This window comes from Tepidibacter aestuarii (genome assembly GCF_934924865.1).
GTDB classification, from domain to species: domain Bacteria; phylum Bacillota; class Clostridia; order Peptostreptococcales; family Peptostreptococcaceae; genus Tepidibacter_A; species Tepidibacter_A aestuarii.
This window is the reverse complement of the sequence record NZ_OW235315.1, coordinates 2,917,243-2,942,227: the sequence shown is the minus strand read 5'-3', so window position 1 is coordinate 2,942,227 and position 24,985 is coordinate 2,917,243. Positions and strand designations below refer to the sequence as shown.

The following is a 24,985-nucleotide window of genomic DNA, read 5'->3' as shown; positions in this document are numbered from 1 at the left end:
GAAAAAAGTGTTTAATATTGAAGGAGTGTATTGAAAATGAGTGAATTGGTATGGATCTCAGTTCCGGGAGGAAAGAAAAACGAAGTTGTTTTACGTGTACTTATTGCACCGAGGCTTGAGGGAAGCTCTTTAGTAAATGACGGAATGAAGCACTGGCCACCGCCAAATCTTGCGAGGGCCACTTTGAATGTGGAGTTTGCTGAAGTTATTAATGGAGAAATTCACAAAATACAGGTTCCTCCTCTTATTCAAGCTGAATCCGATGTTTGGGAAGCTTTTTTCGGTCCCAACACAATCGTGTCACCCTCAGGCAGGCGCCAGAGATCTGACAATGAAGTTGTGGTTGAAAGTACATCTACAAAGGCCGAAGAGGTCTATAATACCTTTGATAGAGTGTCCAAGACTCCTTTAAGGTTGAACTATGGTGACGACCGACTTAATTTAGATAAGGTTGTTTGCAATGAGTTAAAAACACGATGGAGTGGGGAGGAGTTGATTATTCCAACGCCACCACCTAATATAGATGAAGAGGAACAATGTACAAAGTTACCAGATTTTCATCAAACGATAGCCATGCTTAGAGAGCATCCGAACGTTCTTAAAGCACTTGGTCTTATTATTGAATTAAGGATTCCATTTTCGAAACTTCCGACCGATTATACCTCGGGCATCGTACGCGTTTGTTGGCCAGACGCGCCTGAATCTTTACCGAAAATCGTGTCGCCATGGACTAGGTACGACAAAGATTTCATGCCTGGATCAAATCCTAACATTGATGCAGGATTACCTCCAAACATTGATGCTGGATTGGTCTCTGTAGACAATTCACGTTGGAAGGTCGTAACCATTGACGTCGACAACGCAGCTAAAAAGCTTCGAGATGCTGCTAAGTCCTTGGCTGATTCCACAGACAGTGAAGGAGGACAAACAGATACTAAATCCTTCATGATGCCAGCTTTAAGGACGGCTGGGCTTATGTTGATAAGATGCGGTCGTCAGGATGATTTTGCCGACCGACGCCGATCTGCGAATGTTAACGCTCGAAATTCTATGAGTGATAACGTTTTCTATGCTGACGACCTGGTACTGGGATATCGAATTGATATTAGGGAAGAGGGCAGTAATAAGTGGAAATCATTGCATAAGCGTAAGGCAGATTACGAAGTTAACGAAAAAGAAATAGTAAAAGGTGTTCCAGAGGAAGGACATACAAAGGCCCATGCAGCCATTCTCTATGGTAATAGAACTCTTCGCGCTGATGAAGTCATTGCCTGTTGGCGAGGATGGAGCTTTGCTGTACCCCAACCGAGAACTGACTTGTCAGATAATCGACTATGTCCTGATATGCCTTTCAGATTTGATTGGGACTTCTCTGTACCAGAGGGGACGCTTCCGCGTCTCCGATTTGCAACTGGGTATCAGTTACGTGCAAGGGTGGCTGATATAGCCGGAGGTGGGATCAAAGAAGATGAACAAACAGTAAATCGCCATTTTACCGATATTGTCTATTACCGACGATACGAACCTGTTTTATCACCTGAATTGGCGCTTCCACCCAATTTGAAACCGACCAATTTGGAACCGAATAAGTTAAGTCCTGGGGAAGCAATTAATCAATTAGTCATCCGCAGCGATTCTGAAGTAGACGTCTCAGAATTCAATACAAACGCAGAGCGATTATTGTACGCTCCAAAAACATCGCTGACTCTATCTGAGCAGCATAAGGCTCTGGACTTAATGACTCTAGAACAAATCCAAGAGCTGTTAAAGAATGCTCTTGTCAATCAAAACCTAAACGCACCGATACATCTAGATGAAATATTGCTTCCTGACGTGGCTGCTGCAGGTATATGTGTGTTCCCCCGCAGTAAACCTGGTGGTCCAAATGTAACAAGAATGGAGAAAAGGTACTGGAGCAAGTGGCCAGATTTCAGGCCAATGGAGATTGTCCTAAAAGAAAGAGCTAATGAAGACTCCAACATCTTTGAATGGGAAGAGAGTTCAAAACCAGGAATCGGAGATAGACTTATTGTTCGATTAGCCAAAGCTGAGGAAGTGACTTTAGAGCTTTCTTCGTTTCTAAAAGGAGATTTTTTTGATCATTTTGCCATTTTCGATCATCTTCCTTCAATTGATACAGAAGATGATAGAGGAGCCGCAGTAAAACAAGGTCGACACCCATTGGTCACACCAGCCCAGACAGTGACACTTACTCATGCAGTACGACGACCGCTCAGAAAACCTGGTTCATTTAGCTTTCCTGAAGGTGAAAGAAAGCCGCGGATCCGCTCCTCTAATCGACTTGAAGGTCAGACGTTTGCAATTTTAGATCCAATAGACCTTGGTGTTGATTCAAAGAGTACGGCTAAGCTAGAGATTACTGCGAAATGGACGGAACCAACCAACCACGTTGAGGTGAATGTACCCGTGCAATCTTTTACCATCAATCGTGGCGAGGATAGAATAAAAGAAGGCATTCTACATGAGTTCGGCGATACACGTCACCGTAAAATCACATACACACTGAATGCAGTCAGCCGATTTAAACAGTTCTTTAAAGAACAAGATGAAGAAGCTTACGTCGCTCAAACAGAACTTCCTATTTCTATCCCAAATTCAGCTCGTCCATCACCGCCAGTTATATTGGCAACACGCCCTGCCTTTGTATGGCAAGAGGATTACGAGGAAGGACCAAACATTATCAAAACGCGAAAGCGCCTTGGTGGTATCTTAAGAATTGAACTCAAGGGCCCATGGTATAAAACTGGCGAGGGTGAAAAATTGGCCGTGCTTGTAGCTAAGGACCAACAATCACCGAAGGAAGAAATGTGGCCGTTTGTTACTCAGGCTGGAAGCGATATGACAAGAGCAGGATTAGGTCCAGAGCGGTGGCCAAAAGCAACCGATTTCACATTTGCGTCAGGTACACCACGGGAAGTCTATCTTAAGGAAGCAGGATATGAAGCCATTGCTGTTCCACATGAGCCATGGTTTCAAGATGGGAGATGTTTTGTAGATATCGCTATTCCAAACCTGGTATCCGAAGCGTATATGCCGTTTGTCCGACTTGCCGTAGCTCGCTATCAGCCTGAAAGTATCCAAGGACTAGAGGTCTCAACAGTGGTAATGACTGATATGATTCAGCTACTTCCTGAACGAACGCTTCGCGTATGGCGGGAAGAAGATAAAGTGTGTGTCACGCTTAAAGGAGTAGGTCCGTACCGCTTAAATGAGTGGATAGCGCAGCTAGAACAACTTGTTACTCCACCGTCAATTCGGCATGTACCAGATGCTGATAACCTTGATCTTACCCTCATTGATTCCATTGATTCCACTGAACTTTTGTATGCTCGGCCAGCAGTTCCAGCCTGGGTTGGGATTGCCAATCAAAGATATAGTAGCTATATACCTGAATTACCTCCACCGCATGATAAAATTAAAATTAAGATTCCTCAAGGTATAAAAGGTCCTTTACGTATCCGAATTCAGGAGAAAGAGTTGTATGCTGATGAATGGACAGTGCCAGGGGGAAGTGATCTAGACCGAACAGTGTACAGCGATGTAGTGATTCTTCCAGGAACCTAATAAATATTGGAAGATTTCCATGTTTTGTTCGTATATCTGTTAAAGGCTGTAACCAGACTAGAGTGGACATTTGAAAATATAGGTGTAGCTTTGAAAGAAAGTTGCACTGTTTTTATAAAAGTTCAACTGTTTGTAAAAAAATTTGATCAAAATCCTGTACTGAAAGTATAGGATTTTTCTTGTTCAGCAATCGGGTACGATTGTTGAACAACTTAGATCGTCACAAAGCGGTCTTTATTATAAACAAAAATAGAAATTGTAGTTTTAATGGGGATAACAAATTGACCACGTACTTAAGTTTTTAAAATAAACTAGGGTTCCTTACATTATAAAACTAAATATTAATATCGTACTACAATTGCTTGTATTCACTGTAATAATCGCCGATTATCAACGGACTCAATACGGCGCATGTCGAGTGTGTGGCGTTGATAGAGAAAAAGTAAATATTTAAGTATTATAAAAGAACATCTATCCAAGTAAAGTGCATCCTAAAAGTTAGATTTTGTATATAACTTTTGGGGTGCACTTCAAGATTAGGTGCCTTTTATATTCTATAGATATAAAAATTATTTTAGATAATTTTAGTGTACAACATATTAATCACGGTAAAGGTCAACATATAGATTGCCATTAGAGGACAACGCTGCAAAAGAGATTTCATTTATATTTTTAATTCCTTTCTTATTTAATTCTTGGTATAGCCATTTTTTGCTAAAGTTATTTTTTTGAAGATTATTCTCTAATATCTTACCATCTAAAATTATTTCAGTAGCAAGACCTTCATATTCGGTTGATAAATTAAGGTCTTGTGGAGTTAACGGACTATTTTGAGATTTTAGCTTTATACTTAACTCTCCACTAGGCTCAAGTATGGCAAATTCTACTTTGTTAATATCAAATACACCCTCTTGTCTAAGTTGTTGATTTAAGTAGTTATAGGAATAGCTTAACTTAGATAAATTATATTCTAGAATTTTTCCATTTCGTATTAATATTGTAGGTTCTCCAGCAACAAATTTACGAAGTGGACTATATTTTAAAGAGACATAAGAGATTAACATAATAATTAACGTTATTAGAGTCATAGAAAGAATAAATATTGAAATATTTATTTTAATATTAAAAGCTAGATTACCAGCTATTGTTCCAAGTACAGTAGTAGCAACATAGTCAAAATAAGTTAGGTTAGCTAAACTTCTTTTAGTTAATAATTTAGTGGCGATAAAAAGAAATATTAGAGCTAAAAACACTCGTAATACTATGGTTAAAGGATTAAACAATATAAAACGCCTCCAATATTATATATTCAAAAGGTGATAATAAGTGAGTTTTGATTATTTATTGATTTCTTTGTTTTTAACTTTTTATATTATATACTTTAATAAATTTCTGTATTCAAAAAATATTAAATATAAATAGTCAATAAAAAAGTAATATAAATAAAGGATGCTTAGTGTTGGTAGCACTAAGCATCCTTTATTTGAGAAATTAACCTTTTGATATTAATAATTGTAGTTCTATTCAGCAGTTTCTGCATCTGCTTTAGTTTCATGAACTGTACCATGTGGATGTTCAGGTGGTGCATAGATAGCGTACAATTTAAGTGGTTTATTACCTGTATTGATTACATTGTGCCACTTACCAGCAGGTATCATAATCGCAAAGTCATCATAAACTTTTTCTTGATAATCCAACTTATCTTTTGTGTCCCCCATTTGAACAAGTCCCTTACCTTCTTCAATACGTATGAATTGATCAACTGTTGGATGAACTTCTAAACCTATGTCATCATCAACATCGATGCTCATCAATGTGACTTGCAAGTTCTCTCCTGTCCATAAAGCTGTACGATAAGTATCGTTTTGTTTAGTAGCCTCATTGATATTAACTACAAATGGTTCTGGTCCATAGTCCTTCAATTTAGTAAACTGTTTTGAATAGTATGAGTTATACATTGGTGTGTTAAACCAGTAAGGGTATTGATACTTATACATATTATATAGGTTATACATTGGTGTGTTAACGTAATAAGGGCATGGATATGGTTTATACATATTGTTCACTCCTTTCATAGATTCATAAAATTATTATATGCTCTATGTTTAGAGAAGGTGCTTCGATATTAAAGAACTGTTTTTTAGAATAAAAATAAATTGAAATAGTGTATATAAATTTATAGAGTTTTATTGAAAATAGAATACAAAGAATATTAATATAGATATGTAGTACTAATGTTATGATAAAATTTAAAATAATAAATGATTAATACAGAAATGGAGGGAAAAATAAATGGATTATATGATAAAATATACTGCCTACTTTGGCTCTGTGCAAAGATTACACAGAATAAACACAACAATGATTTGTTCAGGGCCTAATTTAGTAGACTAATTTAGGCAATGTCATTTTGTGTGGTCTTTGCTTCATTATTTACGAATATCAAAGTAGATAGGAGCAAAAGATATGAAATATGAAAATGCACAAAATATACTGCCAGAATATATTGTTCAACTGATTCAAGAATATATAGAGGGTGGATATTTATATATACCAATAAAATATGATAACAAAAAAGTTTGGGGAGAAAATACTGCTACAAAAGACATTTTAAAAAAAAGAAACAGAGAAATTTTTAATAAATATAATGAAGGAATGTCTATTAAAAGACTTGCGAAGAAGTATTATCTTTCTGAACATAGTATAAGAAGAATAATTAGGCAACAAAAGGATATATAAATAAAAAATCGGTATTTATTATCAATTCAGATAATTTAATACCGATTTTTTTGTTGAGATTTTACAGATAAATATGAACAATTTTGATACAGAATCGTTTATGAACTTGAGTAATTATAGAAAGTAAGGTTAATATATTTATGAATAAATTAGATCATGAAAATAAATTACGGAGGAGTAAACTAATGAATAAATTAACGGTTTTAAAAATAAAATTTGATTTTAATGGTGACAAAAATATTATTTATCCGGTTATATTAAGTGATGAAAATGAAGTTATTTTAATTGATTGTGGATACCCTAATTTTTTACCTTTAATAAAAAATGCGTCTAAAGAAAATGGAATTGATATTAGTAAATTGACAAAAATAATTATAACACATCATGATTTTGACCATATGGGGGCTTTGGCAGAGTTTAAAAGAGAGTATCCACATGTTAAGGTTCTCTCATCAATTGATGATGAAAAATATATTAGTGGTAAGGAAAAATCTTTAAGATTACAGCAAGCAGAGTCTATATATGATAAAATTCCAGAGGATGAAAAGGAAAGTGCAAAGGAGTTTCAGCGTTTTATTGAAACAATAGAAAATGTTCAGGTGGATATATGCTTAAAAGATAATGATTCATTTTCTTGGTGTGAAGGTATAGAAATAATTGCTACTCCAGGGCATATGCCAGGTCATATTTCGATTTATTTGAAAAATAGTAAAACATTGATTTCAGGAGATGCATTAGTAGTAGAAAATGATAAATTGATGATACCATATCCACAATATACTTTAGATATGGTTAATGCAAAAAATTCTATAAAGAAGTTATTAAATTATGAAATAGATAGAATCATATGTTACCATGGCGGTTTATATACAAAAAATATTAAAGAATCATTAGAGAACATTATTTCAGATTAATTTTATATATAGTTTATGAAATAAAAAAGGGGGCAAAAATATGATTAAACAATTAGAAGCGTTTGAAATTGAAGAAATTATGGATATTTGGTTAAAGACCAATATTACTGCTCATAGGTTCATACCAGAACAGTATTGGATTAAAAATTATAACCTTGTTAAAGAAGAATATATTCCTATTTCTGCAACTTTTGTTTACAAAGAAGAGAATATAGTTAAAGGTTTTATAAGTATTATAGACAATTCATTTATTGGTGGATTATTTGTTTTAGAAGATTATCAGGGACAAGGTATAGGGAGAAAACTACTAAATTATTGTAAATCTTTATATTCAAGTTTAGAATTAGCAGTTTATACTGAAAATATATCTTCAGTTAATTTTTATAAACATTGTGGTTTTGTAGTAAAAAAAGAGCAACAGAATGAAGATTCTGGATTTATGGAATACATAATGTCATGGATAAAAAAAGAATAATCTTTAGTTATATTATTAATATAAATGTAGTTTTTGTTAAAAATGGAGAAATTGAATAGGGGTTGCTTTTGAATGTATGAAATATAAGTTGGGTTGCTACACATATTCTGTAAAGGTTGAACCAATTTAAATAGTTAATGGACAAGTAACAGTTAGTAATAGTAAAACGTCTGGTAGGTAAGGGAAATATAAGGCCTAAGGAAGTATAGGAAATAAAAAATGCTTAGTGTCGGTATAGCTAAGCATTTTTTATTTATATTATATTAAAATTTTTTAAGAAATTAACCTTTTGGTATTAATGTCCTTAGTCCTCTTCATCAACTTGTGCATCTGCTTTAGTTTCATGAATCGTACCTCGTGGATGCTCAGGTGGGGCATAGATAGCGTACAATTTAAGTGGTTTATTACCTGTATTGATTACATTGTGCCATTTACCAGCAGGTACCATAATTGCAAAGTCATCAGATACCTTTTCTTGATAATCCAGCTTATCTTTTTTGTTACCCATTTTAACAAGTCCTTGACCTTCCTCAATACGTATGAATTGATCAACTGTAGGATGAACTTCTAAACCTATGTCATCCCCAACATCGATGCTCATCAACGTAACTTGCAAGTTCTCTCCTGTCCATAAAGCAGTACGATAAGTATTGTTTTGCTTGGTAGCCTCATCAATATTAACTACAAATGGTTCTGGTCCGTAATCTTTCAATTTAATAAACTGTTTCTTATACATTGGTGCATTGAACCAGCAAGGATATGGATACTTATACATATTGTGTAAGTTATACATTGGTGTGTTAATATAGTAAGGATATATATATGGTTTATAAAAATTATACATATTGCTCACTCCTTTTAAAGACTTACAGAACTATCATATGATATATGATCAGAGAATGTGCTTGTATTCACAGAAAGTCTATGTTCCTGAGGTCATAATACTTAAATTAAACTTTATATTTAATAGAGATATAGGGTGATGAATTTTACATTATTTTATTTTTTATTTTTGTAGTTTTATAATAAATATTTAAGTATATTACAACCTAAATAATGTCAATAATATTTCTATAGTAGATTTTAAATAGTTAATTGATTAAAAGGGGGAAGTATAGTGAACATTAATTTAGATATTATAGAAAAAAATGAACAAACCAATGAGTATATAAAAAAATATAATTTGAAAATTAAAGAAATAATAAAATTATTTGATTTTGAAAATATGATTATTTATTCGGACGAAAATGAACGATTCAAGTTTTTGCAAGAAGGTATGTATATATCACAGGATAATAGAATTATGAAACGTTATAAAGCTGAGTGTACTGAAGAATTAATAGCATTTTTAATTTTTAGAGAAGACAATAGTGTTGAACTAGATTTAACTTCTATAGCATAGTTAGAGAATTTTTAAATAAAATATATAAATGTAAGAACTTCTTATTAGATTTCCTAATAAGAAGTTTTTTATATGGGTTTATTAAGATGAAATTTTATTTTCAGCTAGAATATCTAAAAATACATCGATGTTTTTTTCATCGAATTGAGTACCTTGTTAGATTTGATTTTTACATGAATATTAAAATAATTATGAGTAGATACTTGATTAATTACTTTCATTATATTGTTTACAAGATTGATGATTATTGAGGATAAAAAATTCAGATAAATACAATACTTTGATATTGATCTATAATATCCTTCAAAATTTTACTCTTTAATTAATTTCTTAACTGCAGGAATATCAGCAGGAGCCCAATTTAAAGAAGTTAAATTTTCTCGCTTTAACCATATAAGCTTTGAATGCTCACTAGCTGTAGGAATACCCTGTTTTATATTACACTTTATACAAATAAGGTTTATTATGAATGTATCATATTCATGAGTAGTATCATTAAATATATCTAAAGCTTCAACAGTACAATTTAGCTCTTCTTTTATTTCTCTTTCTATAGCACTCTTTAGGTCTTCATTTGGTTCTACTTTTCCACCGGGAAATTCCCAACAATTTGGTGAAGTCATTTTAGGAGATCTTAAAGCACATAAGATTTCCTTATTACAGTTCTCTATTATTGCAGCTACAACTTTAACTTGTTCTTTCATATTATTCACCTCTAAATAAGATTAGCATAAATGATATTAAATATAAAGAATACTTATATTAATATTATATAATTTACAAAAACAGGAAATAAGACCTATTGAGATACAGGAGATTATGAATTAATATGTAAAATGATGTAAAATTGAACAAAAAATTGAAACACCAATAGGATTAAGAGACAATGAGTAATTGTTTGTTGTTTATGCTATTTAAATATTAGGGAGGCAATATTATGTTGAAAAAAAATGTATCATATGTTTTAATTTGTGTACTTATGTGTGCTCTTTTGAGTGCTTGTAGTATTTCTGAAAATTCTAATTCAAAAATCGATACTGAAAAGTACAATGCCTACATAACTTTAAGTAATTATATGAATGGATGGTTACATGAAGCTGTAACTATTTATTTCAAAGAATTTGGAATTAAAGAGGAAATTGCAATTGATAAAGATTTCGATAGTTTTCAAACATTCCCTATTTTGCAAGGACATAAGGATGATGTAGAAAAATCACTTGAATATGCTTCTAAGAAACCTTCTTTTGGGGCAGCAGATGATTCTATGAAGGCTTTGTGTCCAAAACTTAAAGAATTGATGGATACTTTAAATGAAATAGAAAACTATTACAATACAAAATCTTTTGTAGATGATGATTTTGCAAAGGGTAAAGAATTACATAAAAGATTATATTCCCAGTATAACGAATATGTTATTTTGGCTGAAAAGTTTTTTTCTGACTTTGATGTTATAACCCAGCAAAAGAAGCAAGAAGATTTAGAAGATCTAAAGAAAAGTGATTATATGATAAGACATTATGCTATGAGTATTGTAATGAGAGCGCAAGATATAGAAAGATCATTCTATGATACTGGGGTTAATGATAGTAATATATTAGACTATGATGTTAATAAATATAAAGAAAAATATGATTTATTAACAGAAGATATTAATAAGTTTATGGAATATTCAAAGGATGATGAAAGATTAAAAAAAGAAGGTTTAGAAGGTAATGCATTTGTAGGAAGCTTTAAGGGTGATGTTGAAAGAATGAAGGTTACAGCTACAGATATTATGCAAATTTTAGAGACTAAGGATACAAGTATAAATAGTGATACAAAAGGAAAAGTAACAACTGGAGGACAAAATGCTCCGTTAGAATATTTCAGTAGAAAAGTTTCTAGCATGATTGATTCATATAATAATATGAATTAATCGAACCGTTAAACTAGGAGGGAGACTCTGTGCTAAAAAGAAATTTTCTTATTATAGCAATAGTTATAACTATATCTACTTTTTTAACTTCTTGTGGAAATATTAAAGATGCTATGCATTTAGATAAATCTAAAAAAGAGAACTCTATATTTAATGATACAGAGTCATTAAATAATGAAAAATATACTTCTTATATTGCTTTAGATAATTTTATTACAGGAAAGCTAAAAAACTCTCTGAATTACTACTTTGAAAAGTTCGGAGATACTCCAGAAATTAAAGTTGACAAAAATTCTGATATTTATACTGGAACTCTTTTAGAAGTTAAAAAGATAGAAGTTCAGGAAAGCTTAAAATATGCTTTTAAGAAACCTTTTTTTAATGATCTGGATAATTATGTAAAGGCATTAGATCCAAAGTTAAAAGAATTGATAGATTTATTAGATGAAGCAGATTCATACTATAAATTAAAGTCTTACATTGATGATGATTTTGTTAAAGGTAAAGCATTACATAAAAAAATATATTTAAAATATAATGAGTTTGAACCATTGGCTAAAAAATTCTCTTCTCATTTTGAAGTTGTTTTCTTAGATAAGAGTAGAGAAGATCTTGAAAACTTTAAGAAAAACGATTTTATGATAAGATACTATGCTTTAAGTGTTATATTAAAAGCTAAAAGTTTGGAGAGTGAGCTCAATAATCAAGGTATTACTTGTGAAAATATATCAGATTTAAATATTGATAAATTTAAAGAAAAATATAATTTATTAGTTCAAGATACCAACAAATTCTTAGAATATTCAAAGGACTTGGATAGAATTGAGAAAGAAAAGCTTGATCCAAATTTTGAATATGCAAATGTGTTTAAGTACCGTATAACAGATGTTAAGGCCGCTGCTACTGATATTTTGACTAGAGCACAGAACGGAAATAAAAATAAAAATAAGGATTATGGAACTCCAGAATATTACACTAAGAAGATTAAGGATGCAGTTTATGAGTATATTAAAATAAAATAGAAAACGCATTTCAAAATAATAGTGGTATATTTAATGTGTTGGTTGAGAAAACATAAACTCTCTCCAACGCATTTTATTTTGTGCTCGAAATAGGAATAAAGATTAAGAATATCATTTAAACAAATTTTGGAAAAGATGTTGTAAACATTTAGAATGGAATATATAATTAATAGGCGTATGCCAATGACAAAAAAATGCATAATTTTGCATAAAATTACAAAATGAATATATTTTAAAATATTAAAAGAGAGGGGAAAAATAGGTATGAAATCTATTAAAAGTAGGTTAATTATTATTTTTGCATTGATATTATTAATTTCATCAGGAGTGTTGGGCTTTTTATCAATAGAAAGTTCTTCAAAAGCACTTATGGCTAAAACTGAAGAAACATTATCAAATACTGCGATTGAGGCAAGCAAATATGTTGAAGCTCGCATTAATACACAAAAATTATATATAGAAACTATAGCAGAAAATCCTATTATAACTAATTCAGATATTTCTTGGGAAGAAAAAGTAGATTTTTTACAAAAGGAAGCTCAGAGAGCTGGATATACTGGGTTTGCACTTGCAAATACTAAAGGACAATCTATAATGTTTGATTCAAGTCAAACAACAATAGATATTAGAAATAGACAATATTATAAAGATGCATTGGCTGGGAAAACGTCTTTTTCAGATATAATAATCAGTAAATTAGGAGATGGCGCAATTATTATTTTTGCTACACCTGTTAAGGAAGATGGCAAAATTATAGGAGTATTTTATGGTTGGAGAGATGGATTAGCTTTAAGTCAAATCGTAAAAGATATTCACTATGGTGAAAATGGATATGCCTATATGATTAATACTCAAGGTATAATTACAGGGCATGAAGATACAGACCTAGTTATTAAAAGATCTAGCCCGATTGAAGATTCAAAAAATAACCCTGACCTAGTAGAATTTGCTAATATTATAGAAAAACGCATGATAAAAGGAGAAGAAGGAGTAGATCAATATTTATATGAAGGAAAAGTAAGAATGATGGGTTTTGCACCCGTTAAGAATAGCCCTTGGATTATCGCTGTAGCTGTAGAGAAAGATGAAATTTTAGCAGATGTTAATAAATTACGATACAGTCTTGGAACTATAACTGTAATTATTATTTTATTAGGTATAGTTATTACTTATTTTATTAGTGGAATGATTGCAGATCCTATTAAGGTACTATCTCAAATTATAGATCGATTATCAAAATACGATTTAACATTTGATGAAAATTCAAAGTCTATTAAGTATTTAGAACGCAAAGATGAAATTGGATTAATTACGGATTCTTTGTCAACAATGCAGATGAATTTCACAGATTTAATAAAGAATATAGCAGAGAGATCTGAGCAGGTAGCATATTCATCAGAAGAACTAAATGCTATAAGTGAGCAATCAGCAATAGCTGCAGGTGAAGTAGCTCGAACTATAGAAGAGATAGCATATGGAGCAAGTGAACAGGCAAAGAACACAGAAGATGGTGCAATGCATATTAATCAGTTAGGAAAGCTAATAGAAGAAGATCAAAAAAATGTAATAGAATTAAATATTTCAGCTGATGAAGTAAGTAAATTAAAGGATGAAGGACTAAATGTTTTGAGAGATTTAGTAGAAAAGACAAATCTCAATAATAAGGCATCTAAAGATGTACATGATATCATAATAAATACTAATGACAGTGCAGAAAAAATTGAAAAAGCAAGTCAAATGATTAAGAGCATAGCTGACCAAACCAATTTATTAGCACTTAATGCAGCTATAGAAGCAGCAAGAGCAGGTGAATCAGGGAAAGGGTTCGCTATTGTAGCTGAAGAAATAAGGAAATTAGCAGAGCAATCTAATGCCTTTACAGATGAAATATCAACTGTTATTCAAGAGCTTATAAGTAAAACAGGAGATGCAGTGAATACGATACAGGAAGTAGGAAAAATTGTAGCATCTCAAACTGATAGTGTAGAAAAGACTAATGAAAAATTTGAAGGAATTGCAATTGCTATTGAAAAAATGAAGAAAGCAATAGATATTATTAATCAATCAGGTCGTGAAATGGAAGCTAAAAAAGATCAGATTATTGGCATTATTGATAATCTTTCAGCTATATCTGATGAAAATGCAGCAGGAACAGAGGAAGTTTCTGCATCAGTTGAACAGCAAACTGCTTCTATGGAGCAAATTACAAGTGCTAGTGAAGCGTTGGCTAAATTAGCAGAAGAAATGCAGTTCAGTGTTTCTAAGTTTAATTTATAGGAATAAAAAAAGCCCAAGCATAAAATATGTTTGGGCTTTTGAATGATTATATCCTATTCAGATAAATTGCTTAGAAATTCTTGAGTTAATGAAATATATTCATCTCTAGTATAGGCAGCTCCACCTTCTTCCGTAACATCTGTTTTAATAAAATTTATTTTATCAGGTATATTCAAGTTTAAATCAGTAACTTTATTAAGTAAAAAATCAACTCTATTTGAAACTTTTTGTTTTTCTTCATCTGTCTAATCAAGTGTTTTTTCTATACATTTATTTAAATTATAATTTAAATGAATGTATAGATGATTTAACTTTACTAGAAAGATCATCTAGCATTTCTATTTGAGCAATAAGTTCTTCTATTGTACTAAGTTGTGTTTGACTTGATGCACTAACTTCTTCTAATGAAGCGGCGGATTGCTCCGCAACTAATGCAATTTGACTTATTGAATCTATAACTTCATTTATTTTATTTTCTAAATTATGATTTACCTGATATAAATTCTCTATTCTTTCATTTGAATTCTCAACAGAATTTATTATTCTATTAAATACGTTTCTAGCACCTTTTACTGCTGTATTTTGTTGTTCTATTATAGTACTTATTTCATTTACTTTAGTAGTCGTAGCATCTGTTTCTTCTTGAATTTGATTGATTAAGTTATGTATTTCTTCAGAAGACTTTCCTACTTCTAAAGCTAGCTTTCTTATTTCATCAGCAACTACAGCAAATCCCCTTCCTGCTTCTCCAGCACGAGAAGCTTCAATATTTGCATTTAATGAAAGTAAATTCGTTTGATCTGCTATTTTTTTGATTGAGTCAGATATATTCGAAATAAGTCCCATTTTCTCATTTAAATTATAGGCTAAATTAGATACTTCCTTTGAAGCATCTTCAGTTTCATTTGATTTTTTTTCTAATTTATCTACAACCATTATACCTTTTTTGCTATTTTCCAAAGCCATTTTAGAATAGTTTCTACTTTTATCTATTACATTATGAACCTCATTCATCATCATACTCATGTTATTACTTAAATCAATTGTATTGGATGCACTCATAGCTTGAGAAGTAGCTGCATTTGCTATATCTTCTATAGCTTTCGAAACTTCTTTTGCTATAGCTATATTAGTACTTGATGAATCTTTTATAAATGCTACAGACTCTGATACCTGTGTAGACATTTTATCTACATCACCTATAATATCTGATATTTTTGAAACCATATTATCGAAGTTACTTGATAACAATCCAATTACATCTTTAGTTTTTATATTTGATCTAACTGTTAAATCTCCATTTTCAGATTGTTTCATTAGTTGTGCAATATTATGTACTCTTTTTATAAAATAAGTGTAAATTATACTTGAAAATATAGAACCTATTACTATCCATAAACCCATTACTAAAAAGATAGTATTATTAATATTATTACTCATCCCCATATTTAAACTAATTTGTACTAAAAAAAGTGGTAGTATTGAAAAAAGTACTATAACTAATATTAATTTTGTCTTAATTGAATTGAGCATAACATACCTCCAATTTATTTCAATCTATATTATATACTTACCAAACTTGCATTCATCTTAATCAGATAAATATCTATGCTTCCAATTATTTTTGAGCAACTGAGCTCGTAGAGATCGTTGGCAACATGAGTCAGTGCGTAGAAATTAGACGAATTTTTAATAAATTATGTTTTTTCATATTACACATCTAGGGCGTTGTTCAGTATTAGATTAAAGTTTATATACTTTTTTCGTTTATTTATTATAAAATGCACAAGAAATGGAAAAAGTATCTATTGTGATAGTTAATAGAAAGAGGTGTAGTATGAAGGAAATATTACATGTTGGATTTGATGTTGGATCAACAACAATTAAAGCTGTAGTACTTGATAAAAATGAAAATATAATATATAGCAAATATAAGAGACATTTTTCAGATATTAAAAAAAGTATAAAGGAACTTATTGAAGAAATTTATAATGAGTTTAGTGAAAGATCCATTACAGTTAAGGTAAGTGGCTCTAGTGGACTTGGAATTTCAAAACAGCTCAATATTCCTTTTATTCAGGAGGTAATTGCTTGCAATTTAGCAGTTGAGAAGTTTATTCAAAATACAGATGTTGCAATAGAACTTGGAGGAGAAGACGCTAAAATTACATATTTTAAAAATGGAGTTGAGCAAAGAATGAATGGTACCTGTGCAGGAGGTACAGGAGCATTTATAGATCAGATGGCATCACTTCTTAAAACAGATGCCGAAGGTCTAAATGAACTTGCTAAGAAATATAAAAATATATATCCAATAGCAGCAAGATGTGGTGTTTTTGCAAAAAGTGACGTTCAACCACTTCTAAATGAAGGAGCAGCAAAAGAAGATATAGCAGCATCGATATTTCAAAGTATAGTTACGCAGACAATTAGTGGTCTTGCATGTGGAAGACCTATAAAGGGTAAAATTGCATTTTTAGGAGGCCCTCTTTATTTTCTTTCAGAATTAAGACAGAGGTTTGTAGAAACTCTAAATTTAACCCAAGATCAGGTTATATTTCCTCCTAATTCACATTATTTTGTTGCAATAGGAGCAGCTATCAGTTCAATAAAAAATGAACCTTACAAGTTCAAGGAACTTTATGATAGATTAGGTGAATTAGAAAAGAGAAATGAACATGAGGTAAAGAGATTAGGAGCACTGTTTAATAATGAAGAAGAATTAATCGAATTTAGAAATAGACATTCAATGGCAGGAGTAAGAAAAGAAGATTTACCAAGTTATAAAGGAAACTGCTTTTTAGGTATAGATGCAGGTTCAACAACTACAAAGGTAGTTTTAATGGGTGAACAAAGTGAGATACTGTATAGCTATTATGGAAGTAATGAAGGGCATCCGCTTAAAATGGTGTTAGACGTAATCAAAGATTTATATAATAAGCTTCCTCAACAGGCAGAGATAGTAAAGTCTGCTGTAACAGGTTATGGAGAAGGACTAATAAAAAGTGCTTTAAATATAGATATTGGAGAGATTGAAACTGTTGCACATTACAAGGCTGCAGAAAGGTTTTTACCAGGAGTAGAGTTTATATTAGATATTGGTGGACAGGATATGAAGTGCTTGAAGGTCAAAAATGGAGTAATACAAAATATAATGCTCAATGAAGCGTGTTCTTCAGGATGTGGCTCATTTATTGAAACATTTGCTAAATCAATGAATCTGACAGTTGAAGAGTTTAGCCAAATGGCATTACTTGCAAAGGAGCCTGTTGATCTTGGATCTAGATGTACAGTGTTTATGAACTCAAAGGTTAAGCAGGCACAGAAGGAAGGAGCCAGTGTTGGTGATATATCTGCAGGACTTTCATATTCAGTTATAAACAATGCTCTTCAAAAGGTTATAAAAGTTAAAAATCCAGAAGATATTGGTGAGAAAATTATAGTCCAGGGAGGAACTTTTCATAATGATGCAGTGCTTAGAAGTTGTGAATTAATTCTAGGTAAAAAAGTTATTAAACCTGAGATTGCTGGCATGATGGGAGCATACGGATGTGCATTAATTGCAAAGGAAAGATATAGTAAAGGAGAAAAAAGCAGTTTACTAACTATAGAAAATCTGGATAACTTTAAAAGTGAAATTCATCACCGTAGATGTGGTGCATGTGCCAATAACTGTCTACTTACTATTAATAAGTTTGATAATAAAAGCAGGTTTATAAGTGGTAATAGATGTGATAGAGGAAGTGAAAAATCTAATCTAATCAACGATATTCCAAATCTATATGATTATAAGTACAAAAGATTGTTTAAGTATATTCCACTAAAGAAAGAAAAGGCAAGAGCAGTTATAGGTATACCAAGGGTGATGAATATTTATCAAAACTATCCTCTATGGTTTACATTCCTTACGGGGCTGGGTTTTAGAGTGGAGATATCACCAATAAGTAATAAGAATATATATGAGAAAGGAATGGAAACTATACCATCAGAGTCAGCTTGCTATCCTGTAAAACTAAGCCATGGCCATATCATGAGTCTTGTTGAAAAAGACGTAGACATGATATTTTATCCCTGTGTTTTTTATGAAAAGAAAGAATTTGACCACAGTGATAATAATTTAAATTGTGCATTAGTAATATCATATCCAGAGGTTATAAAAAGCAATATGGAAATTTTAAAAAAGAAAAATATTGAATTTATAGATCCATTTGTTACCTTGGATAATAAAAAAGCACTTTCAAAGGTTCTTTATGAAACTTTTAAGAAGTATGGTTTTAAAAAGAGTGAAATTGATATAGCTCTTAAGCTGGCAATAAAAGAAAATGAGAAGTTTAAAGAGGATATAAGAAAAAAAGGAGAAGAGACGCTTGAATATTTACAAAAGACTAGTAAAAAAGGAATTGTTCTGTGTGGAAGACCTTATCACATCGATCCCGAAATCAATCATGGTATTCCAGAACTTATAACTAGTTTAGGGATGGCTGTACTTACAGAAGATTCGGTAGCACATCTAGGAAAGATTGATAAGCCTTTAAGAGTAGTAGACCAGTGGACATATCATTCACGAGCTTATGCAGCAGCAACTTTTGTAAGCAAGACAGATTATTTGGAGGTAGTACAGTTAAACTCATTTGGATGTGGTTTAGATGCTATTGCAACAGATATGGTTGCAGAAATATTAGAAAATAATAATAAAATATATACTTTAATAAAAATAGATGAGGTTAATAATTTGGGAGCAAACAGAATAAGACTTAGATCATTAAAAGCAGCTATGCAGGAAAGAGAGAAGAATGATATTAAACCTAAGCTTCTGAAGGAACCTAAGAATAGGATTATTTTTACTAATGAGATGAAAAAAAATCATACTATTCTTGGACCTCAGCTTTCACCAATACATTTTGAATTACTTGAGCAAGCAATAAAAAGTTGTGGCTATAATTTTAAGATACTTCCAGATGTTGATGAAACAGTTATAGAAGAAGGATTAAAATATGTCAATAATGATACATGTTACCCATCAATATTAATTGCTGGACAGATTATAAGTGCATTGAAATATGGAGGTTATGATAAAGATAATACATCTGTAATTATGTCACAAACAGGAGGAGTTTGCAGAGTTACAAACTATATACCTATTTTAAGAAAAGCTCTAGAAGATGCAGGTTTTAGCAACATTCCTGTGCTATCGCTCAATGGTGGAGGATTAGAGCAAAATCCAGGATTTAAAATCACACTTACTATGATAAATAGAATGATTATCTCTATACTGTATGGTGATCTCTTTATGCAATTAATATATAGAACAAGGCCTTATGAAATTGTTACAGGCCAAACAGAAAAATTACATGCTAAATGGAAAAAAATTTGTATAGAAAATATTATAAAAGGAAATTTATTTCAATCAAAAGAAATTATAAATGGCATTGTAGCAGATTTTGATAATATACCCCTAAATAATATTAGAAAACCCAAGATAGGAGTAACTGGTGAAATATTTGTAAAGTTCAATCCATATTCTAATAATCACATTATCAAAACAATTGAAGATGAAGGTGGAGAAGTAGTAATGCCTGATCTTATTGATTTCTTTTTATACAGTTTATATAATTCAAACTTTAAGAGTAAATATCTTGGTAAAAGTAAATTAAAGGCTTTAGTTAATAATATGGGAATTAAATATATTGAAGTTTTTAGAAAGTACTCTAGAGAAGCGCTTGAAAATAGCAAGAGGTTTAAAAATCCAAAAACTATACAGGATCTTGCTGAAGATGCTCAAAAGATTCTTTCACTGGGTAATCATGCTGGAGAAGGATGGTTTTTAACTGCTGAGATGATAGAACTGCTAGAAAGCGGAGTTAAGAATATAGTCTGTATGCAGCCATTTGCATGTTTACCTAATCACGTGACAGGAAAGGGAATGATAAGAGCACTCAAAGAAAAATATCCAGATTCGAATATTCTAACAGTTGACTATGATCCAGGTGCAAGTGAGGTTAATCAGTTCAATAGAATTAAGCTCATGCTTTCAGTAGCATTTAAAAATCTAGAGGAAACAGAATCTTATGAAGAAGGGGAAACAGTATTTATTGATTAAGTTTCGCTTTATCAAGGATAAAAAATATATATAGTGAAAAAATAAGAAGATAAAGCGGATTTTCAAATTTGTCATAGAAAGGAAGAGACTATGAAAAGTATTTTTGTTAAAGATATAAATGATAATGAAAGTTTTAAATCAAGTTTTATGATAATAAAGAAGCTTGCTAGAAGAGAAGGTACTCTTATTGCTTTTATTGGAGATAAAACTGGAGATGTAAAGGCTCATATTCCTGATAGTACGGATAGGTTAGAGGTAGGCGATGTAATTTCTGTTAAGGCAACCAAAGATGGTGTTCTTAATGTACAGAGTTTTAAAAAGGAAAAAACATTTAATATAGAAGAGTTTCTTCCTAGTGTTGAAAGACCGATTGAAGATATTATGGATGAAATGAATAGGATATCTAAAGAAGTATTTGAAAGTGATGAGTGTAGAGCTTTAGATGAATATTTTTTCAATGATAATAAATTTGTAGAAAGATTTAAAAAAGGCATTGGAGGACTTAGTCAGCACCATAATTATTTAGGAGGCCTTGCAGAACATACTTTGAATTCTATGTATTTGGCAAAGATAATGACAGATAGATACAATTGTAGGTATAAGGAAATAGCAATTCTTGGAGCTAAGTTACATGACATTGGCAAAATTGAAGAATACAAAATTGATGGACCTTTTTCTGTAACAATGCGTGGAGATATGGAGGGGCATATAGTTATGGGAGTTACTATGTTAGAAGAGGCTTTTCGTTCTGGTGGAGATATTTATAGTGAAGATTTTAAAATGAGGATCAAAAGCTGTATAATTCAGCATCATGGGAAATTAGAATATGGTTCACCTAAGGTTCCAAAAACAGAGGAAGCGTTCATAGTACATTATGCGGATTATGTTGATGCAATGTTAAACAAAATAGAGCAGGTTAGAAATATTACAGAACCAAATAATTGGTCAGAATATGATAGAAGAATTGGAACAAAACTATATATGTAAATAAAGCGAAACTTAATTTAGATGGAGTTCTAAAACTTTAGCTTTCAGATAAAAAAGTTTACAGATATAAAAAAATAACCTATAGGATGGACAATGTAAAAAGAGTTCATACTATAGGCTATTTTTATATAATAGATATCATTATTATTAGCTATCTTTGTTATAAAGTTCTTTAGCAGTATCTGCCCATTTTTTTGAAATATCTTGACATTTGTCTGTAAGATCATTAACGGATTCTTTGTCTATAGGTTGAGTTGAGTATGCTGATGATTTTTCTACCATTTCTTTTAATTTATCAGGATTATCTAATAAAGGACATGGTCTTAAATGGTTTTTGTTAAATGGTTGATTTTCTTTATATTGTAAAAATAGTGGTGATCTTAATGCTTCTATTAAACTTACATTTTTTATATTAACATTGGAGTAGTGAATAAATGCACATGGTTCCACATCTCCATTTGCATTTATATGAAGATATATTCTTCCTCCCGCAATACATCCATTTACATATTCTCCGTCGTTCCAAAAATCTAGCATAAAAATTGGTTTTTCCTGTCTCATTTTTCTTACTTTATGATACATGTATTCACGCTGATCAGGAGTTGCTAATAAGTTTATTGAAGCATCTTTTCCAATAGGTATATAAGTAAAATACCAGCCAAACATACAACCTTTATCTATTAAGAAATCAACGTATTCATCAGATCCAATAACTTCAGTATTTTTGCTGTGATAACATGTTGAGAATCCAAAAAGAATACCTTCTTTTTTTAGTAAATCCATGGCTGCCATTACTTTTTGATAAGTACCTTTTCCTCTTCTCATATCTGTTTCTTCTTCAAAGCCTTCAACACTAATGGCTAATGCAAAATTTCCAACTTCAGCTAGTTCTTTAGCAAAATTTTCATCTATTAAAGTAGCATTAGTAAAGGCTAGGAACATACAGTCATCATGTTTTTGTGCTATTTTTATTAAGTCATCTTTTCTAACTAGAGGTTCACCGCCAGAAAAAATATACATATAAATTCCTAATTCCTTTCCTTCTGTTATAATTTTATCTATTTGATCGTTGTCTAGAGAAGCATGTTGACCATATTCAGATGCCCAACAGCCTGTACAGTTAAGATTACAAGCAGATGTTGGATCCATTAAGATTGCCCAAGGAACATTACAATTGTATTCTTGCTTTTTCTTATCTCTAATCGGCAATCCTAAAATAGCTGAATTAAGAAAAAAATTAGTAACAGCTTTGTTTCTTACGTTTGGATTTAATTCTTTAAAAAATCTTTTGATAAATATGTTCCAATTATTATCTTCTTTATTACAAATATTTTTTAAATGATTAATAATGTTTTTGTGATAATCCTTTGAAGCTAATTTATCAGCCCAATTGAGTAGCTTGGGAAGATTTTTCATAGGTTCTTTTTCTATATATTTTAGCCCTTCCTTTAAAACTGCAGAGCTAAGTAAGCTTTTAACAGATTTCATAATATACCCCCTTGATTAGTACTAATTAAAAGCGACTACATCTAGTATATGTACAATAAAATTAAATGACATTAATAATTAAGAAATGAAAAAATTAACAATATAAGCTTTAAAACTTGTTTTTATGTTGGAAATTATATAGTACTGACTTATAATGTTTATTTTTCCTGGGAAATATCTAAAAATGCGGAAATATTATTTATTACTGTACTGAATTTCTGGAATTAAATAAAACAATAATTAAAAGAGAGGTAAATTATATTAAAAAGGAAGCAAGTATATATATCAAAGTTAGATTTGAATATTGAAAATAGTAAAATTGAACAACCTATAAACCCAATATTAAAATAAACTAACCAAAAAAACAATACTACTTTCTTATATAAGAAAGTAGTATTGTTTTTTTAGATAAATATATAGCTCTATGTTTTAAAAATGAAAAAAATTTCAAAAGTTTTTGAAAAAAATTTCAAAATATAAATTTAGATTATAATTTATTCGACTTTAGAACTAATGATTAACAGAAAATTCAGTATAATTAAAAAAGTATGAAAAGAATGTAAAGTTGGCATCAAATTTGCTCTATATAAATATAAATAGATAATTAGGTAATATAAAATTTCAAATTTAGGGAGGTATTTTGAATGGAAGTTAGAAAGGCTCATATTTATGAAGCTTTGTTGTCGTTCGGATTTTTGATGGTTGTTATGGGAATTGGTATAGCGGTTTTTGAAGCTAATCCCCATATTCCAATGCTGATAGGGACGGCTTTTGCTGCAATAATAGCATTAAAGATTGGTTACAAATGGAAAGATATTGAAGAGAGTATGTTTGATGGAATTCGTCAAGCTCTTCAAGCGATAGTTATATTAGCAATTATAGGGGTTTTGATTGGAGTTTGGTTATTATCTGGGGTTGTACCATCGATGATATACTATGGACTTAAAATTTTATCTCCTAAGATTTTTTTAGTTGCAACCATGATTATTTGTTCTATTACTGCTTTAGCTACAGGCACATCTTGGGGGGCAGCTGGAACGATAGGTATTGCTTTGATGGGAATAGCTCAAGGGTTAGGAATACCAGCACCTATTGCAGCTGGTGCAATTATATCAGGAGCATATTTTGGAGATAAAATGTCACCATTATCTGATACTACTAATTTAGCTCCTGCCATGGCAGGTACAGATGTGTTTACCCACGTAAAATTTATGATGAAGCCTACAATGATATCTTATTCTATAGCACTTATAGTTTTTGGTATTGTTGGTATGAAGTTTGGTAATAATAGCGTTGATACTAGTTCAATTCAACTTATGAAAGATGGGCTAGAAGGAGCATTTAAAATATCACCAGTATTACTTTTACCACCCTTGCTTGTTATTGTTTCTATAGCTAAAAAGATGCCAGCTATACCAGGGATATTTTTAGGTATAATATTAGGAGCTGTTTTAGCACCAATATACCAAGGAGCAAATTTTGGAGATATATTAAATGTTAGTTATGATGGATATGTGAGTCAAACAGGTATTGAATCTATTGATGGACTTCTTACTGCAGGTGGTCTTATGAATATGATGTTCTCTATATCATTAACATTAATTGCTATGATGTTTGGTGGAATAATGGAGAGAACAGGGCAGTTAGAGGTTATAGTTGACAAACTATTAAAGGGAATAAAAAGCGCTCAAGGATTAATCGCTTTAACTGTAGCTACTTGTATTGGAAGTAATATGACTATGCCTGAGCAATATATTGCGATCGTTTTACCAGGGCGTATGTATGCACAAGCGTATAAAAAAATGGGGCTTCATCCAAAAACATTATCAAATGCTTTAGAATCTTCAGGAACTGTTACTTCTGCACTTATCCCTTGGAATACATGTGGAGCATTTTTATATGGAGTACTGGGGGTTCCGACTTTGATGTATTTTAAATGGGCTGTTTTTAATTATACCATGCCTCTTGTTGTTATAATCTTGAGTTTTGTAGGGGTTACAGTTGCTGCGTTAGAAGAAAATAATTCAAAAAATGAAGAACTTAAATTAGCTCGTTCAAAAGATGAAAATTAAATATTAATA

The 24,985-nt window shown here is 31.2% G+C and carries 19 protein-coding genes; 12 read left to right on the top strand and 7 right to left on the bottom strand.

The window, feature by feature from the left end:
* Positions 1 to 36: 36 nt before the first annotated feature.
* Both M2214_RS14365 and M2214_RS14360 read left to right on the top strand, forming a co-directional pair.
* A complete protein-coding gene (locus tag M2214_RS14365; protein WP_248480182.1) occupies positions 37 to 3,585 on the top strand; it encodes a hypothetical protein in 3,549 nt (1,182 codons plus the stop codon).
* A gap of 6 nt (positions 3,586 to 3,591) precedes the next feature.
* Positions 3,592 to 3,756 (top strand): hypothetical protein, encoded by a 165-nt coding sequence (locus M2214_RS14360; RefSeq protein WP_248480180.1) that lies wholly within the window; start codon positions 3,592 to 3,594, stop codon positions 3,754 to 3,756.
* A gap of 428 nt (positions 3,757 to 4,184) precedes the next feature.
* Here the strand turns inward: M2214_RS14360 and M2214_RS14355 are convergent, their stop codons facing one another.
* Positions 4,185 to 4,868: a YetF domain-containing protein gene (locus M2214_RS14355; RefSeq protein ID WP_248480178.1), complete on the bottom strand. Its 684-nt coding sequence runs from the start codon at positions 4,866 to 4,868 to the stop codon at positions 4,185 to 4,187.
* A 237-nt stretch (positions 4,869 to 5,105) separates the two neighbouring features.
* On the bottom strand, positions 5,106 to 5,660 hold the full coding sequence (locus M2214_RS14350) for a cupin domain-containing protein (protein WP_248480175.1): 555 nt from the start codon (positions 5,658 to 5,660) through the stop codon (positions 5,106 to 5,108).
* A gap of 391 nt (positions 5,661 to 6,051) precedes the next feature.
* On the opposite strand from M2214_RS14350, the gene M2214_RS14345 reads away from it, so the two are divergent.
* From M2214_RS14345 to M2214_RS14335, 3 genes are all read left to right on the top strand, one after another.
* Positions 6,052 to 6,324 carry a CD3324 family protein gene (locus tag M2214_RS14345; protein WP_248480173.1) on the top strand — a complete coding sequence of 91 codons (273 nt, stop codon included), beginning with the start codon at positions 6,052 to 6,054 and terminating at the stop codon, positions 6,322 to 6,324.
* Between the two features lie 185 nt (positions 6,325 to 6,509).
* A complete protein-coding gene (locus M2214_RS14340) occupies positions 6,510 to 7,238 on the top strand; it encodes an MBL fold metallo-hydrolase (RefSeq protein ID WP_248480167.1) in 729 nt (242 codons plus the stop codon).
* A gap of 40 nt (positions 7,239 to 7,278) precedes the next feature.
* Positions 7,279 to 7,713 (top strand): N-acetyltransferase, encoded by a 435-nt coding sequence (locus M2214_RS14335; protein ID WP_248480165.1) that lies wholly within the window; start codon positions 7,279 to 7,281, stop codon positions 7,711 to 7,713.
* Between the two features lie 304 nt (positions 7,714 to 8,017).
* On the opposite strand, the gene M2214_RS14330 is transcribed toward M2214_RS14335, so the two are convergent.
* Positions 8,018 to 8,557, bottom strand: a complete 540-nt coding sequence (locus M2214_RS14330; protein ID WP_248480163.1) for a cupin domain-containing protein — start codon at positions 8,555 to 8,557, stop codon at positions 8,018 to 8,020.
* A 273-nt stretch (positions 8,558 to 8,830) separates the two neighbouring features.
* Here M2214_RS14330 and M2214_RS14325 point away from each other — a divergent pair, with 273 nt between their 5' ends.
* Complete coding sequence (locus M2214_RS14325) at positions 8,831 to 9,115, top strand: hypothetical protein (protein ID WP_248480161.1); 285 nt, start codon at positions 8,831 to 8,833, stop codon at positions 9,113 to 9,115.
* Positions 9,116 to 9,426: 311 nt separating this feature from the next.
* Here the strand turns inward: M2214_RS14325 and M2214_RS14320 are convergent, their stop codons facing one another.
* The gene (locus M2214_RS14320; RefSeq protein WP_248480159.1) at positions 9,427 to 9,819 is read right to left on the bottom strand and encodes a (deoxy)nucleoside triphosphate pyrophosphohydrolase; all 393 of its coding nucleotides are present in this window, start codon (positions 9,817 to 9,819) and stop codon (positions 9,427 to 9,429) included.
* Positions 9,820 to 10,052: 233 nt separating this feature from the next.
* Here M2214_RS14320 and M2214_RS14315 point away from each other — a divergent pair, with 233 nt between their 5' ends.
* From M2214_RS14315 to M2214_RS14305, 3 genes are all read left to right on the top strand, one after another.
* On the top strand, positions 10,053 to 11,030 hold the full coding sequence (locus M2214_RS14315) for a YiiG family protein (protein ID WP_248480157.1): 978 nt from the start codon (positions 10,053 to 10,055) through the stop codon (positions 11,028 to 11,030).
* Positions 11,031 to 11,059: 29 nt separating this feature from the next.
* Positions 11,060 to 12,052: a YiiG family protein gene (locus tag M2214_RS14310; RefSeq protein ID WP_248480155.1), complete on the top strand. Its 993-nt coding sequence runs from the start codon at positions 11,060 to 11,062 to the stop codon at positions 12,050 to 12,052.
* Between the two features lie 264 nt (positions 12,053 to 12,316).
* A complete protein-coding gene (locus tag M2214_RS14305; protein ID WP_248480153.1) occupies positions 12,317 to 14,329 on the top strand; it encodes a methyl-accepting chemotaxis protein in 2,013 nt (670 codons plus the stop codon).
* 53 nt (positions 14,330 to 14,382) lie between these two features.
* Here M2214_RS14305 and M2214_RS18200 read toward each other — a convergent pair whose 3' ends face one another.
* Together M2214_RS18200 and M2214_RS14300 are read right to left on the bottom strand one after the other, a co-directional pair.
* Positions 14,383 to 14,505, bottom strand: a complete 123-nt coding sequence (locus M2214_RS18200; protein WP_256466684.1) for a hypothetical protein — start codon at positions 14,503 to 14,505, stop codon at positions 14,383 to 14,385.
* Between the two features lie 103 nt (positions 14,506 to 14,608).
* Positions 14,609 to 15,862, bottom strand: coding sequence for a methyl-accepting chemotaxis protein (locus M2214_RS14300; RefSeq protein WP_248480151.1), 1,254 nt, complete (start codon positions 15,860 to 15,862; stop codon positions 14,609 to 14,611).
* A 304-nt stretch (positions 15,863 to 16,166) separates the two neighbouring features.
* Between M2214_RS14300 and M2214_RS14295 the strand changes: the two genes are divergently transcribed.
* A complete protein-coding gene (locus tag M2214_RS14295; RefSeq protein WP_248480149.1) occupies positions 16,167 to 20,429 on the top strand; it encodes a 2-hydroxyacyl-CoA dehydratase in 4,263 nt (1,420 codons plus the stop codon).
* Between the two features lie 90 nt (positions 20,430 to 20,519).
* Complete coding sequence (locus M2214_RS14290; RefSeq protein ID WP_248480147.1) at positions 20,520 to 21,416, top strand: HD domain-containing protein; 897 nt, start codon at positions 20,520 to 20,522, stop codon at positions 21,414 to 21,416.
* Between the two features lie 147 nt (positions 21,417 to 21,563).
* On the opposite strand, the gene M2214_RS14285 is transcribed toward M2214_RS14290, so the two are convergent.
* On the bottom strand, positions 21,564 to 22,904 hold the full coding sequence (locus M2214_RS14285) for a radical SAM protein (protein WP_248480145.1): 1,341 nt from the start codon (positions 22,902 to 22,904) through the stop codon (positions 21,564 to 21,566).
* Positions 22,905 to 23,548: 644 nt separating this feature from the next.
* Here M2214_RS14285 and nhaC point away from each other — a divergent pair.
* A complete protein-coding gene (nhaC, locus tag M2214_RS14280) occupies positions 23,549 to 24,976 on the top strand; it encodes a Na+/H+ antiporter NhaC (RefSeq protein ID WP_248480143.1) in 1,428 nt (475 codons plus the stop codon).
* The last annotated feature ends 9 nt before the right edge of the window (positions 24,977 to 24,985 follow it).

What these genes read in the sequence shown, in the direction of transcription:
- M2214_RS14350 (WP_248480175.1), bottom strand. Translation starts at nt 5,660, where the DNA reads ATGAAAGGAGTGAACAATATGTATAAACCATATCCATGCCCTTATTAC.
- M2214_RS14290 (WP_248480147.1), top strand. Translation starts at nt 20,520, where the DNA reads ATGAAAAGTATTTTTGTTAAAGATATAAATGATAATGAAAGTTTTAAA.
- M2214_RS14315 (WP_248480157.1), top strand. Translation starts at nt 10,053, where the DNA reads ATGTTGAAAAAAAATGTATCATATGTTTTAATTTGTGTACTTATGTGT.
- M2214_RS14345 (WP_248480173.1), top strand. Translation starts at nt 6,052, where the DNA reads ATGAAATATGAAAATGCACAAAATATACTGCCAGAATATATTGTTCAA.
- M2214_RS14335 (WP_248480165.1), top strand. Translation starts at nt 7,279, where the DNA reads ATGATTAAACAATTAGAAGCGTTTGAAATTGAAGAAATTATGGATATT.
- M2214_RS14330 (WP_248480163.1), bottom strand. Translation starts at nt 8,557, where the DNA reads ATGTATAATTTTTATAAACCATATATATATCCTTACTATATTAACACA.
- M2214_RS14320 (WP_248480159.1), bottom strand. Translation starts at nt 9,819, where the DNA reads ATGAAAGAACAAGTTAAAGTTGTAGCTGCAATAATAGAGAACTGTAAT.
- M2214_RS14295 (WP_248480149.1), top strand. Translation starts at nt 16,167, where the DNA reads ATGAAGGAAATATTACATGTTGGATTTGATGTTGGATCAACAACAATT.
- nhaC (WP_248480143.1), top strand. Translation starts at nt 23,549, where the DNA reads ATGGAAGTTAGAAAGGCTCATATTTATGAAGCTTTGTTGTCGTTCGGA.
- M2214_RS14305 (WP_248480153.1), top strand. Translation starts at nt 12,317, where the DNA reads ATGAAATCTATTAAAAGTAGGTTAATTATTATTTTTGCATTGATATTA.
- M2214_RS14340 (WP_248480167.1), top strand. Translation starts at nt 6,510, where the DNA reads ATGAATAAATTAACGGTTTTAAAAATAAAATTTGATTTTAATGGTGAC.
- M2214_RS14300 (WP_248480151.1), bottom strand. Translation starts at nt 15,862, where the DNA reads ATGCTCAATTCAATTAAGACAAAATTAATATTAGTTATAGTACTTTTT.
- M2214_RS14285 (WP_248480145.1), bottom strand. Translation starts at nt 22,904, where the DNA reads ATGAAATCTGTTAAAAGCTTACTTAGCTCTGCAGTTTTAAAGGAAGGG.
- M2214_RS14365 (WP_248480182.1), top strand. Translation starts at nt 37, where the DNA reads ATGAGTGAATTGGTATGGATCTCAGTTCCGGGAGGAAAGAAAAACGAA.